Origin of the sequence: Paenibacillus sp. FSL L8-0435 (assembly GCF_037965655.1) — a bacterium.
Classification (GTDB): Bacteria; Bacillota; Bacilli; order Paenibacillales; family Paenibacillaceae; genus Paenibacillus.
The window spans coordinates 1745827-1758005 of sequence record NZ_CP150185.1; the positions used below are offsets into that span (position 1 = coordinate 1745827).

Below are 12179 nucleotides of genomic sequence, written 5' to 3' on the forward strand. Positions count from 1 at the left end.
GTTTGACGAGAAGGAGGGGTGACGTGGCAAACGTATACAAGGGAAGATACTCCGCTCAGATTGAGGGGGAATTTGTTGTTTTTATTATCGGAATGAGGGTCAATCGTTTGTGGGCTATACACAAATGGCTGCCTGTCTTTAAGTCCATGGGCCCGATGATTAAAGAACTGTATACGAATCCGGAGACCGGATTTCTGAGTACAGAGTATTTTATAAGCTGGCGCGGGGTGACGTTACTACAATACTGGCGCTCTTACGATGAATTGGAGAAATACGCACGGGGCGGACTACACTTGGAAGCTTGGAAAAAATTCAACCGATCCATTGGTACTGACGGAACAGTAGGGATTTATCATGAAACATACAAGACTCAGTCGGGTTCCTTCGAAACCATATACGCCAACATGCCAAAGTTCGGATTAGCTAAAGCGTCTGAACATGTGCCAGCGACAGGCAGGATGGAAACATCCAGACGCAGAATGGGCGGAGAGAATGACCCGGCAGTGGAAGCACCAGAGAATCCTTAAACGTTGAACAGAGAGGAGAATGTTATGAAGGCTAGAGTGCAAGCAGAAGATGTACATTCAAAGCAACTTAGCTGGTTGTGTATTAAACCGATGCTTGTTTCTGTACGGGGCAGAGATATGGCCGCCAAAACAGAGATATACCGACAGTTACACGAAGGGCAACAAGCCTTATTTCTGTTCTATTCCTATCACAATCACACGAAAAGTCTGGCAGAATTTTATTGGTTTTCGGCGTATAACATCATCGAGATCAAGAGTTGGAATGGGATCAAAAAAGGGATGCACTTTTTTCATTTAGCTGAGATGGCGACCGTATTGGACCAGATTGAAAGTCTCATTACGGACAAAAATAGAGTGGGTGAAGAGTGGCGTGAGGTGTTAGCAACGGATCTGGATAAGGACCCGATTTTGCTTCAGAGAACAGAGGTGTTATATGCGACCTATCAGACCGTGGCGCAAGCAACAATTGCACATATGAATGAGATGATCCTGCAAAATCAGGAGATGTATCTGGAGATCGTATAAGGATAACGTAGCACCTCGAAATAATAGAATAGCTCATGCCTTGAATGCTCTGGATGAGTACATGGAAGAACTGCTCCTATGGAGTGGTTTTTTTATTGTCTACGTAGTGCCGATGCAACAAACCTGCAAAATCATGCAACAAAACGCAATACAGTGGGATAGTCATAACTATGCTTGTAATATGAGTTGTGAGAGGAGGGCAACACGTGAAAGTCATTTTTGAAGAGAACACAGCAATTGAAAAAAGGGTGGTCAAAGTCATAACTCATCCTGAAGAGAGGTCGAAGTGGGATCGTATTGAAAAAGCGATCGGCCAATCGGAAACTCAACTAACGGTCATCCATGCCAAGAACAATCGCAACGTACAGATTCAACTGAGCTCGGTGGTCGCCATTGAGTCAGAGGATCGGATGTGTTGTGTACGTGTGATTACAGGCGAGAGATACCTGCTTAACAAACGTTTGAAATTTGTGGAAGAAGACCTGGATGACGTTCATTTTGTGAAAATTAATAATCAAACGATCATCAACACACGGTATATCACCGCATTCTCTGCAACAGATCATGCTCGGATTAAGGTAGATCTGAGCGATAGCTCCAGTTACTTTGTCAGTCGATTTTATATTAAAAACTTTAGGGGGAAATTATCATGATGATGCAGCTTAGGCTTTCCTTTTTTCAAGTATTCACCGTTACTTCACTCTGGGTGACCTTGCTATTGACCCTATTCTATAATGATCAACCTATCGAAATGGGCTATCTGTGGAATATTGCCGGCATTTCAGCTATTGCCGCTGTGTTGTTTGGCGTGATGTACAATGCGCTCTGGAACCATTTTACGTTAAAACCGGTATGGAATATCGCCATTTCTTCCACATTCAATATTGCAGGAGGCATGGGGATCGTATGGTTATTCTCCACGGAAATGTTCCATTTGATTGCTCCCTGGTTCCCCGGCATGTGGTTGTTATCCATTGTGCTGCACATCATCGCTTTCTATTTTTATGCTAGAATGGATAGCAGGAAAAAAGCGGAAGAGTTAAATAACATTCTAAAGTAGCTAAGGGGAACAAATATGAACGAGGAAGAAATGTTGCAGTTGTACGGGGTGGAACCTGATGAGGTACACCGGAAGGAGGGGGACTATGCCAAGTTTGCATGACAACATCATCTTAAGTTACGAAGTTGATTTAGAGAACAATAGAATCAGGATGCGCACTCGTTCAAGTCATGCTGTACCGAAAAATATGGATGTCTTATTCTCTGGTGTAATGGCTCATGCGTTTGATATATCGCTCCATGGCAGCATTATTTTGGATCTGGATGAGTGGGATATAGAGCATTTTATTCCTTATAATCGAGAGTTGTTAGAATCGGGAAAGGGTAGTGGTTGGCCTGTCAATTATGATTCCTATGACGAATTGCAAATCCGGCTGATAGAGGAGAAATACAAGTATATGGTGATCTCATCCTCGTATGGATTGAATGGGTGGGTTTTGGCGAAGGGGATAGATATTTCTGTTCAAGAATCGGGTGAACGGGTTGATGGGTGAGTACACCCAGCATGGTAGCAAGAGGGGCGCAGGACTAAAAACGTACATTGTTGTGTTTGCTGTCCTGCTCCTTATTCTAGTCATGACCCATCCAAACGAAGAAGATTTTGTTGCATGGCTTGCAACTGAACATTATCCATTCTTCGTATAATGTGAATGAAGGCAGGACGTTTGTGCAGAAAATCGATGGTGAGGAAAAGACGCTTCATTATAAAGCTGGACATATACGGCATAGGGGGATCTATTCAACATATAGTTACCGTTTTGCGGATAATGAAGAAAACGAGGCCCAGATTGAAGCGGTCGGCATAATGAATATGCTATTTAATAGATAGCTAGATTGATTGTGGACAGTTACAAAAATTGAGTGAAAGTTCTGCTAATAACCACGCGCTTTGCATGATATAGCTTGTGCAGAGAAACGTGGTTTTTTGCATGAAATGCGCTAGAAACAGAGATGGTTAACTTCGTTTATTCGCAAATTCCACATTATGGGTTATGATGTACCTTGAGAGAAAATTTTACATACAATAGGAAGTCTTCGTTCTAAATTAAAGGTATTTAAGCTCTTTACTAGGGGAGTGTTATCCATGATTGAATGGAGGATTGATGATGAAAAAGTTAACCGTAGTTTCATTATTACTTCTACTTCTGGTGGCCTGTCAGAACCAGGAACACACTGAAGATGCACAACTGGATGAAGAAAGATCGACATCCCAAGAGAATGAAGACATCCCACCAGAGTACCTTGATGAAACAAACTATACAGGGGACAAATTGGAAATCGTCAAACTTATGAATACCCGTCTGCGTTATTTATACGAAGAGGATGAAAAGCGATATATGAATCTTTTTGATCCAAAATCTCCTATATCAGGTATGGGAAGATACAAAGTTCTCAAAGTTACTTTTATGAGCGATATAACTATACAGGAGCAAAGGAAGCTCTACCAGGCAGTGGTGACGGTTAACGAGTTAAAAGAGAACAACGAAGAGTATAACAATACGATGGTGTTTTGGAAAAAGAAAGAAGATGGCGATTCTGCGCAATGGGTTATTGCGGATATTGATTAATAACTTACTGTCTGACACATGGAAGATCCATATCTTCACACAAAATAAAGGGTGATGTAATGATGACAAGGCGATTAATACTGATTGAAGGATTACCGGGTTCAGGCAAGTCAACGGTTGCCAAGATGGTATCCGAAATTTTGATAGAACAAGGCAAGAAGGTACAACTATTTCAGGAAGGAAACCTGGATCACCCTGCTGATTACGAGGGCGTATCTTTTTATTATACAGGAGACTTCGAGGCTTTATTGAAAACGCATGAAGAATACAGAGAGATTCTGGAAAGTAATGCGATTGCCCATGATCAAGGTTTCCTGATTCCATACCGTAAGATGAAAGAGCAATGGGGAATAGAGCTTCCCGATCACATTGTACAGGATATTTTCAGCCGAGATATTTACGAAATTCCTTTTGAGCAAAATGTGAAGCTGATCACCGAGAAGTGGCAAGATTTCACCCAAAACGTGTTAAGCACGAATGATGACTGCATCACGATATTTGAGTGTTGTTTTATCCAGAATCCACTAACCATGGGTCTTGTCAAATGTAATCAATCCAAAGAGCAGAACGTTCAGTATGTATTGGAACTGGGGCGATTCATTCATGCTCTGAACCCGCTTCTCATCTATATCGACCAGAAAGATATATCCTATACATTCGATAAGGCGGTTAGTGAAAGACCAAAAGAATGGTCAGAGGGATTCATTAATTATTATACGAACCAGGGTTTGGGACAGGCACAGGGTTATCAGGGTGTTAAGGGTACGGTACAGGTTTTGCAGGAAAGAAAGAAGCTGGAGTCCGAAATCTATGGCTTACTTGAGATGGATAAGGTATGGCTGGATAATTCGGATTATGACCTCGAGGCTTGTAGGCGCAAACTAGAAAAGATTCTGTAATAACCTTAATGAAATACGAATACATACCGGAGGTCAGTTTTATGACATTTTATGAAGTAGCCCTAATTGCAACAACCGCAATCTTAATTATTATAGGTGTTCGAAGCAAACGGAAAGTAATTTTTAGATGGGGCATAGCCAGTTTAATTTTATTGCTCGTACTCATCATTCCCTCATTCATCATGGGATTCATGGACGGATTTGCTGATGGGTGGTCAGCGAGATGACCACTGCAGATAACAATAATGTATCGTATGAACAAAATAACAACAAATTCAACTTCCGTGTGGCAGGTATTGTGATGGATGCGGGAAGAGTTCTTTTGCATACGACTGAACAGGATGATTTCTGGAATCTGCCCGGAGGGCGGGTGGAATTGCACGAGACAACAGAAGCGGCTATTGTGCGAGAGATGGCGGAGGAACTGGGTGTTCATGTAGAAGCGCAAAGGCTCGCATTTGTTAGTGAAGATTTCTTTGAATATGATGGCCTGAAATATCATGAAGTTGGCTTTTATTATCTCATCACATTGCCGGAAGCCCATAAGCTCTATAATGAAATTGAATTCAAAGGTCTAGAGGATAACGGTAAGTTATTCTTCCGATGGTTTCCCTTGGACGAACTAGAGCAGATGGAAGTCTATCCTGTGTTTTTGAAAAAGGAACTGACTAATCTCCTTGATGCAAAAGGCATCAAACACTTCATTCAGAAATAGAGGGATAGGTGCCTATGGACATTACATTTATTCGTCATGGTCATGGCGAACACTTGGTAGATTATCCTAATCAATTAAATTGCCTGCACCCTGGCCTCACTGAATTGGGGAAAAGTCAGGTTATAGCGTTGCGTAAACAAGTGTTTTTTTCGCCTGAAGACGTCATTTTGATTAGTCCAACGAAACGTACTATTGAAACAGCACAACTCCTAACCTCTAACAAAAATCTTGCGTTCTTCAGCCCGCTGGTTGGCCCAAGAATGTTTCCTCAGAATCCAGAGTTTGTACCTTTCGTCTGCGATCAGATCTATTCCAAGGAAGAACTCAGCCATCAGTATACTGACATAAGAATGCTTGATTTGGGTTTTGATTGTTGGAAAGAAAGTATTAATCAGATGGATGCACATCGATTCAAGGAATTAGCTGAGCAGCTTCTTGAATGGTGCAGGCAACAGAGCGGCAATACGTTTATCATTTCACATGATGGTACGATATCGAACTACAGGATGTTACTCGGAGAAAAAGGGTTAACCAAAAGTGATTTTCTTGGTGAAGCAGGGCAGTACACGATCAGGAACTTTTAACGATCTAAGGAGATCTCATCAATCTCTTCTACTACACATTACACAAGGCTTCTGTTTTGTAAGTGGTCTATAACTGTACTAAGGGGGACTTTCAATGAAGTTATCGGATTATGAATATTTAACTTTGGCTCTGGAAGAAGCAGAACAATCACTTATTGAAGGAACGTATCCGATTGGTGCGATAATCGTGGATGTGGATGGGAATGTCGTGAGTAAAGGCAGAAACCGAGTCTTCTCGGATTGCGATCCTACAGCACATGCTGAGGTGGATGCCATTCGTCGGGCAGGAAAACATTTGCTGGATGTAGACAAGAAGAGATTCATGAAGAAGAAAGAACTGACGCTCTATACTACCTGTGAACCTTGTCCTATGTGTTCTTGTACCATATTAATGTCGGGTATTAAAAAGATTGTATGGGCAGCGGATGATGAAGAATATGGCGGGCTTCGACGTTTCAAGGAAGGACCTCATTTTATCCATATGTTTGACACGTTATCCTGTGTTGCAGCACCCTATCTTGATCTGGAAAACAGACAGAGAGCTTTGCTCGCCAAATGGAACATTGGTAGAGGTTTGCTTGATACAGAATGGGAGATTCCTAAACAATGATCTTTTTATAAAGGGGATGTTCGTATGTCTCAAAACAAATATGTTCAAGCCGCTATTAATGCAGTTCATTACGTAGAGACCAAGAAATTTGGTAACCCAGTTGAGGCTTGGAGTTTTGCAACTGGAGAGTTATTCGGTGAGGGAAGTTGGGGACAACGGAAAGGCTGTCCCAGAACTGCTTTTCTAGGTCTGTGTGAGGATGGTTATGTCAGAGGTATTCCCCAAGGGAGATATAATCATAGAGAGAACTCGTTAAATAAAAGATATGCCATTAACACGGTTAAATTATTTTATAAGAACTCTAGTATGGTTCATGAAGATAGTAAGAGATTGTGGTCAGCAGTCACTGAGGGCAAAGTGATTAAGTCAAACTATCAGGTCGATATTGTTAAAGGACTATGGGGAAAAGGAATGATCCTTACAGAAAGGAGATGAATTCACATGGAATTCGTGGGAGAGAAGGTAAGAATAACATCAGTCACAGAACAGGACCTCGACTTCATATGTCAACTTGAATGTGACACAAATATATGGAGCTTTGAGGAAACTGTTGAAACGGATGAGGAAAAGGTCCGTGAGAAATATCGCAGCCATTTTGCTCTCGCAGATGAGAAACCATATGCCTATGATTTCGTTATACGCCGCATAAATGATCCGGAAGATACCCCCATTGGTATAGTTCAGATGTGGAGTTATGTGGATTACCGCAAAAGTTGGGAACTTGGATTCGCTGTACTTTCGGAATATGCAGGGAGAGGATACGGGAGTGAAGCTACCCTTCTTTTGTTACAATTTGTATTTCAAGAGTTACAAGCTCATAAGGTCGTTGGCATGTGCAATTCACAAAATGTTCGCTCTGCCGCACTGATGCAGCATGTGGGTATGACACGGGAGGCCATCTTCCAGGAAGAGCTATGGTGGAACAATCAGTGGACCGACCAGTACTTTTTCTCGATTTTGGATAGAGAATTTAAGTCTGTCTAATAGGTACGGGAGGAAATAAGATGACTACGTTGGTTCTGTTAAGTGATTTGCTCTTCGAGTCTAATGATAAATTGGATCAGAGAATACGAAGCTTATTCGAAAGTGCACAGCCTTCCATCGGATATATCCCTTCGTGCTCCGATCCGGAGCGAAAGTATTTTGAACACACTAGACGTTACTATAATAAATTAGGAGTAGATAACATTCAATATTATGATCTTGATCTGGAGTATGAGGAGAGCACATTTGGCGCTATTTTCGAATGTGATGGGATTCATCTATCCGGCGGAAATACGTTTTATTTTCTAAGTTTATTACAGAAGAGAAATATGGTTGGTTTGCTGCGTTCCTATGTGAAGAGTGGCGGCATTCTGATTGGGGTCAGCGCAGGCAGTATTCTGACTACACCTACGATAGAGATAGCCGGGTATGGGGAAGATGCAGATGAAAATAAAGTGGGTTTGAATGATATAAAAGCGCTGGGGCTCGTTGATTTTGAGTTTGCACCGCACTGGGATGGTTCGGAAGACACCCTGAATTCATTAAGAGAGTATACCCGTGTTAATCGTACGGCTGTTTATGTGTGCCAAGATGGTGGCGGGCTTGTAATGGATGGTGAAAGCGTAGAGTTATATGGAAATGTGAGTCTCGTAGATTACAGAGAGAGTGGGTCTGTTGATGAGTAATATTACGGTCTATCATTATGATGCTTTCTCTACCGTTCCGGGTCAAGGTAACCCGGCAGGAGTGGTTTTTGATGCTGATCATTTCAGTGAGATGGAGATGCAGCAGATCGCTTATAAGGTTGGTTTTAATGAGACGGTATTTGTGTTGAACTCTGAAGTAGCTGACGTCAGACTACGTTATTTTACACCGGGGCATGAGATTAATCTGTGTGGTCATGCCACAATGGCATCACTGTATGGTTTGAAGACGCGTGGTATGTTAAGTGACAAAGAATTGATCACAATTGAAACCAATGTAGGTACATTACCCATACGATTTGAGCGCAATGCCGACACCATTTACATGGAAATGAAACAGGATCAGCCGCAGTTTATACCATTCCAGGGGGATATCGAGAAGCTGGTAAGCGCCATCAATCTCACTCTGAATGATGTTGACCTTTCCACGCCAATCGTTTATGGAAGTACAGGAACCTGGACGTTATTAATCCCGACTCGTGAACTGAACTCTTTTATGAAAATGAAACCGGATTCTTCCCTGTTCCCTGGAATTTTAATTGAGACTCCCAAAGCTTCCCTGCATCCCTTTTGTTTCGAAACCCGTGATTCCGATGCGATGATGCATGCCAGACATTTCTCTTCACCTTACTCTGGTACGACTGAAGATCCAGTGACTGGAACAGCCTCCGGGGTGATGGGTGCTTATTATTTAACCTATGTGAAACCGGAGATTGATGAGGTACAGTTTGTGGTAGAGCAAGGGCATGAGATTGGAAGAGATGGAAAGATTCAAGTGAGTGTGATTCGGGATGGTGAGGATATGGATGTCAGAATAAAGGGGACAGCTGTATTTGTGCGTGAACTGAACGTTGAATTGGACACCTGATCATATACCTAAAGGAGTTGATCTTGTTGAATGAAAAGACTGTTTTAGATAGCGTTACTCGTGTCTTGAAAGAAGAATTAACGGATGCCTTGGTGGGAATATATTTACACGGTTCTATGGCCATGGGATGCTTTCATCCAAATCAGAGTGATATCGATATATTGGTCGTTAGCCGGGAAAAGCGATCTGCCGACACTTATCGAAGGATTGCACAAAAGTTAATGCATATTGAAGATGAGATGCACATTACGAAAGGTTTTGAACTCAGTATTGTGCTGGAATCTACGATTGTAAGTATGGCATACCCTACTCCTTTCGAATTTCATTATTCTGCCTATCACCGGGAGAAATATCGAACGGAAGAGCAATATCTCTGTGGTGGATATGAAGATCCGGATCTGGTAGCACATATGGCTGTCATCTATGATCGAGGTATTGTGCTGGATGGTAAACCCATTAAGGATCTGTTCCAACCGGAAAATCGTGAACATATGATTGCCTCAATTACATCGGACGTGAGTTCAGCTATGGAAGAAATTGCGGACAACCCAGTCTACTATGTATTGAGTCTATCCCGGGTTCTTTTGTACGTGAAAGATTCAGTCATTCATTCCAAGCGAGAAGCAGGAGAATGGGCACTTACAAACCTTCCCACTAAATACAAGGAAGTCATCTCACAATGTCTTGCAAAGTACAATGGTGATTTGGAGAATGTGAATTTGAGTGAAGCCTTACTTCGGGAGTATGCGGAATATATGTTGAATCAGATCCAATTGAAGGGAGATTAACATTTTGCAAATTATTGATATTCGGCAGAAGCCGGACGTGCTGCAAGAAGCAGTACAGTATTTCTGGAAACAATGGGGCTCGGAATCAAGCTTCCATTTCTATCGGGATTGTATAGAGCGTTCTGTGGATACAGAGAGTGATGTACCAAGATTTTATGTGATGTTGGACGGAGACCGAATTATCGGTGGGTGCGCTTTGTTGCGAAGTGATCTGAATAGCAGGCAGGATCTTTTTCCCTGGTTTGCGTGTCTTCATGTTGATCCAGAATATCGGGGCCAGAATCTGGGTGGACAACTCCAGACCCATGCATTGAATGAGGTGAAAGCAAAAGGGTATGACAAGCTGTATTTGTGTACTGATCTGACCGATTATTATGAAAAAAATAACTGGGCCTATATCGGCAAAGGATATCTGCTTGATGATGAAGAGACGAGAATCTATGAATATAAGATTTAATAGAGGTTACACACGCTTTAGGGCGTTGTCTTGAATTCGGGAGGAATGAATCTATGATTACCGAGATTAATAAACATGAATTCCATAAAGTAAAACATCTCACGGACTCGTGTCAGAATATTGAAGTCAAGGCGGTGGCGTCTGGCTTGAACCCGGGACGGATCTATGTAGATGATGCAGAGAATATCACAGCAGCACTAATTTGGATACATGGACAGTCCGGTTTTCAGTTGATCGGCGACTCTCGAAGTGAGCCCTTTCTGAATGAATTGAAAGAGTACATGCGGGAACGTATTGAACCTGAGTTATTGGACTTACATATGCATGCTGTTGAAATTGGTGTGGTGGACGAAGCCTGGGAAGATGTTCTTCGGCACATCTCCGGGAAAAGAGAGATTTCCAGTGATATTCAACATGTATTCAAATTGAATCCAGATTCGATAAGTCATCAAGTACCTCTCGACATATGTGCTTCACAGGACGAGGAAGTCAGAATTCTCAGGATAGATGAAGTACTATTAGGAGAGAAAAGATATAACAATTCTCAATTCCTGAAGGATAAAATCTCTTACTTCTGGACGACAATAGATGTTTTTTTACAACATGGATTTGGCTATATTGCAGTGCATAACGATGATATCGCGTGTGTTTGCCTTTCGGCATTTATCGCAGATCAGACACATGCAGTTGATATTGAAACGGTTGAAGTCTACAGAAGAAGGAATTATGGTGCGAAGGTGGCAAAAGCTTTTGTGGAAGAATGCGGTCGTGTAGGCATACATCCGTATTGGGATTGTTCACCGGACAATGCAGGCTCAATTCATCTGGCACAAGGCATGGGGATGTCACTCGATTTTAACTATAAAGTCTACTGGTATGACCTCTCTATATAGATTGTGAATCGGAAAAATGAAGGAGGATGTGCTATGAGCGACTCATTACAGGATCAGATTCACTTTCTCATTGAGATTGATAAACTCAAAACGATTGAACGAAAGACGAGAATTATGCATGGTGAGAGACTTGAAAATGATGCGGAGCATTCCTGGCATCTGGCGATGATGGCTTTGGTTTTGCAGAGTCATGCCAACAAGGATGTGGATATCCTCAAAGTCATTAAGATGCTTCTCGTTCATGATCTGGTCGAGATTGATGCCGGAGATACATTCGCTTACGATACGGTGGGACACACGGATAAATACGATCGTGAACTCCAGGCGGCTCATCGGCTGTTTGGTATGTTGCCTAAGGAACAGGCTGAAGAACTACTCCAATTATGGTTAGAGTTTGAAGCAAAGCAGACTCCTGAAGCACAATTTGCCTCATCTCTTGATCGGTTGCAGCCTCTGATCCACAATCATCAGAATGAGGGAGATACGTGGCAGAAATATAACATTACAAGTGATCAGGTGTTAAACAGAAACCGTGAGATTGCAAACGGTTCCGAAACATTGTGGGAGTATGCGGAGCAGCTTATTCAGAAATCTGTGGACCAGGGAATCTTGACCAAATCATAAGGATACGTTTAATCGTATGTACTTTGAAGAAGGAGGAGCATGATGACAGAGGATTTTTATTGTGATGAAGTGCTCAGTGGTAAAACAAAAGTAAATATTGTTTGGGAAACAGATCAAGTATTAGCCTATCACCATACCCGACCATACTACGAACACCATATCGTGGTAATTCCCAAGATTCATATCCGGTCATTCATTTCCCAAGAAGCAGAGAATAATGATGAACTTTTATTGGAAATGATGCGTGTCATTAAAAAGATTGCTGCTGACATGGTGAACCAGACAGGCTCGTCGAAGATTATAACTAACTTGGGCAACTATCAAGACTCGAAGCATCAACATTGGCATATAGTCAGTGGTGAACGAACTTAGGA

Annotated in this window: 20 protein-coding genes; all 20 read left to right on the top strand. The window is 42.0% G+C overall.

All coding sequences use genetic code 11. The features are described from left to right. The first annotated feature begins 23 nt into the window (after window positions 1-23). On the top strand, window positions 24-527 hold the full coding sequence (locus NST33_RS07935) for a DUF4188 domain-containing protein (protein WP_221822694.1): 504 nt from the start codon (window positions 24-26) through the stop codon (window positions 525-527). Between the two features lie 24 nt (window positions 528-551). Then, a complete protein-coding gene (locus NST33_RS07940; RefSeq protein WP_221822696.1) occupies window positions 552-1052 on the top strand; it encodes a hypothetical protein in 501 nt (166 codons plus the stop codon). Window positions 1053-1258: 206 nt separating this feature from the next. Next, entirely contained in the window at window positions 1259-1705 is a 447-nt protein-coding gene (locus NST33_RS07945) for a LytTR family DNA-binding domain-containing protein (RefSeq protein WP_221822698.1), read from the top strand. Beyond that, complete coding sequence (locus NST33_RS07950; RefSeq protein ID WP_221822700.1) at window positions 1702-2112, top strand: hypothetical protein; 411 nt, start codon at window positions 1702-1704, stop codon at window positions 2110-2112. The genes NST33_RS07945 and NST33_RS07950 overlap by 4 nt, the downstream gene beginning before the upstream one ends. An 85-nt stretch (window positions 2113-2197) precedes the next feature. Beyond that, window positions 2198-2605, top strand: coding sequence for a hypothetical protein (locus NST33_RS07955; RefSeq protein ID WP_221822702.1), 408 nt, complete (start codon window positions 2198-2200; stop codon window positions 2603-2605). Continuing rightward, window positions 2598-2756: a hypothetical protein gene (locus NST33_RS07960; protein WP_339183261.1), complete on the top strand. Its 159-nt coding sequence runs from the start codon at window positions 2598-2600 to the stop codon at window positions 2754-2756. The genes NST33_RS07955 and NST33_RS07960 overlap by 8 nt, the downstream gene beginning before the upstream one ends. A 443-nt stretch (window positions 2757-3199) precedes the next feature. After that, the gene (locus tag NST33_RS07965; protein ID WP_221822707.1) at window positions 3200-3679 is read left to right on the top strand and encodes a hypothetical protein; all 480 of its coding nucleotides are present in this window, start codon (window positions 3200-3202) and stop codon (window positions 3677-3679) included. Between the two features lie 59 nt (window positions 3680-3738). Beyond that, window positions 3739-4578 carry an adenylyl-sulfate kinase gene (locus NST33_RS07970; RefSeq protein WP_260632878.1) on the top strand — a complete coding sequence of 280 codons (840 nt, stop codon included), beginning with the start codon at window positions 3739-3741 and terminating at the stop codon, window positions 4576-4578. A gap of 223 nt (window positions 4579-4801) precedes the next feature. Further along, window positions 4802-5293: an NUDIX hydrolase gene (locus tag NST33_RS07975; RefSeq protein ID WP_221822709.1), complete on the top strand. Its 492-nt coding sequence runs from the start codon at window positions 4802-4804 to the stop codon at window positions 5291-5293. A gap of 14 nt (window positions 5294-5307) precedes the next feature. After that, window positions 5308-5877, top strand: a complete 570-nt coding sequence (locus NST33_RS07980; protein WP_221822711.1) for a histidine phosphatase family protein — start codon at window positions 5308-5310, stop codon at window positions 5875-5877. A gap of 94 nt (window positions 5878-5971) precedes the next feature. Then, window positions 5972-6487 carry a nucleoside deaminase gene (locus NST33_RS07985; protein WP_221822713.1) on the top strand — a complete coding sequence of 172 codons (516 nt, stop codon included), beginning with the start codon at window positions 5972-5974 and terminating at the stop codon, window positions 6485-6487. A gap of 24 nt (window positions 6488-6511) precedes the next feature. After that, a complete protein-coding gene (locus tag NST33_RS07990; protein WP_221822715.1) occupies window positions 6512-6922 on the top strand; it encodes a hypothetical protein in 411 nt (136 codons plus the stop codon). A gap of 6 nt (window positions 6923-6928) precedes the next feature. Next, window positions 6929-7471 (top strand): GNAT family protein, encoded by a 543-nt coding sequence (locus NST33_RS07995; protein ID WP_221822717.1) that lies wholly within the window; start codon window positions 6929-6931, stop codon window positions 7469-7471. 20 nt (window positions 7472-7491) lie between these two features. Beyond that, window positions 7492-8157, top strand: coding sequence for a Type 1 glutamine amidotransferase-like domain-containing protein (locus NST33_RS08000; RefSeq protein ID WP_221822719.1), 666 nt, complete (start codon window positions 7492-7494; stop codon window positions 8155-8157). After that, window positions 8150-9043 carry a PhzF family phenazine biosynthesis protein gene (locus tag NST33_RS08005; RefSeq protein ID WP_339307494.1) on the top strand — a complete coding sequence of 298 codons (894 nt, stop codon included), beginning with the start codon at window positions 8150-8152 and terminating at the stop codon, window positions 9041-9043. Before NST33_RS08000 ends, NST33_RS08005 begins: the two co-directional genes overlap by 8 nt. 26 nt (window positions 9044-9069) lie before the next feature. After that, window positions 9070-9831, top strand: coding sequence for an aminoglycoside adenylyltransferase domain-containing protein (locus tag NST33_RS08010; protein ID WP_221822722.1), 762 nt, complete (start codon window positions 9070-9072; stop codon window positions 9829-9831). A gap of 4 nt (window positions 9832-9835) precedes the next feature. After that, window positions 9836-10288: a GNAT family N-acetyltransferase gene (locus NST33_RS08015; RefSeq protein WP_260632879.1), complete on the top strand. Its 453-nt coding sequence runs from the start codon at window positions 9836-9838 to the stop codon at window positions 10286-10288. A 53-nt stretch (window positions 10289-10341) separates the two neighbouring features. Beyond that, window positions 10342-11181 carry a GNAT family N-acetyltransferase gene (locus tag NST33_RS08020; RefSeq protein ID WP_339307497.1) on the top strand — a complete coding sequence of 280 codons (840 nt, stop codon included), beginning with the start codon at window positions 10342-10344 and terminating at the stop codon, window positions 11179-11181. A gap of 33 nt (window positions 11182-11214) precedes the next feature. Next, on the top strand, window positions 11215-11805 hold the full coding sequence (locus NST33_RS08025; protein WP_339307499.1) for an HD domain-containing protein: 591 nt from the start codon (window positions 11215-11217) through the stop codon (window positions 11803-11805). 39 nt (window positions 11806-11844) lie between these two features. After that, on the top strand, window positions 11845-12177 hold the full coding sequence (locus NST33_RS08030; protein ID WP_221822730.1) for an HIT domain-containing protein: 333 nt from the start codon (window positions 11845-11847) through the stop codon (window positions 12175-12177). Window positions 12178-12179: the final 2 nt, after the last annotated feature.

What these genes read in the sequence shown, in the direction of transcription:
- NST33_RS07985 (WP_221822713.1), top strand. Translation starts at nt 5,972, where the DNA reads ATGAAGTTATCGGATTATGAATATTTAACTTTGGCTCTGGAAGAAGCA.
- NST33_RS07955 (WP_221822702.1), top strand. Translation starts at nt 2,198, where the DNA reads ATGCCAAGTTTGCATGACAACATCATCTTAAGTTACGAAGTTGATTTA.
- NST33_RS07960 (WP_339183261.1), top strand. Translation starts at nt 2,598, where the DNA reads ATGGGTGAGTACACCCAGCATGGTAGCAAGAGGGGCGCAGGACTAAAA.
- NST33_RS07940 (WP_221822696.1), top strand. Translation starts at nt 552, where the DNA reads ATGAAGGCTAGAGTGCAAGCAGAAGATGTACATTCAAAGCAACTTAGC.
- NST33_RS07980 (WP_221822711.1), top strand. Translation starts at nt 5,308, where the DNA reads ATGGACATTACATTTATTCGTCATGGTCATGGCGAACACTTGGTAGAT.
- NST33_RS08000 (WP_221822719.1), top strand. Translation starts at nt 7,492, where the DNA reads ATGACTACGTTGGTTCTGTTAAGTGATTTGCTCTTCGAGTCTAATGAT.
- NST33_RS07975 (WP_221822709.1), top strand. Translation starts at nt 4,802, where the DNA reads ATGACCACTGCAGATAACAATAATGTATCGTATGAACAAAATAACAAC.
- NST33_RS07990 (WP_221822715.1), top strand. Translation starts at nt 6,512, where the DNA reads ATGTCTCAAAACAAATATGTTCAAGCCGCTATTAATGCAGTTCATTAC.
- NST33_RS08025 (WP_339307499.1), top strand. Translation starts at nt 11,215, where the DNA reads ATGAGCGACTCATTACAGGATCAGATTCACTTTCTCATTGAGATTGAT.
- NST33_RS08005 (WP_339307494.1), top strand. Translation starts at nt 8,150, where the DNA reads ATGAGTAATATTACGGTCTATCATTATGATGCTTTCTCTACCGTTCCG.
- NST33_RS07970 (WP_260632878.1), top strand. Translation starts at nt 3,739, where the DNA reads ATGATGACAAGGCGATTAATACTGATTGAAGGATTACCGGGTTCAGGC.
- NST33_RS08030 (WP_221822730.1), top strand. Translation starts at nt 11,845, where the DNA reads ATGATGACAGAGGATTTTTATTGTGATGAAGTGCTCAGTGGTAAAACA.
- NST33_RS07950 (WP_221822700.1), top strand. Translation starts at nt 1,702, where the DNA reads ATGATGATGCAGCTTAGGCTTTCCTTTTTTCAAGTATTCACCGTTACT.
- NST33_RS08020 (WP_339307497.1), top strand. Translation starts at nt 10,342, where the DNA reads ATGATTACCGAGATTAATAAACATGAATTCCATAAAGTAAAACATCTC.
- NST33_RS07995 (WP_221822717.1), top strand. Translation starts at nt 6,929, where the DNA reads ATGGAATTCGTGGGAGAGAAGGTAAGAATAACATCAGTCACAGAACAG.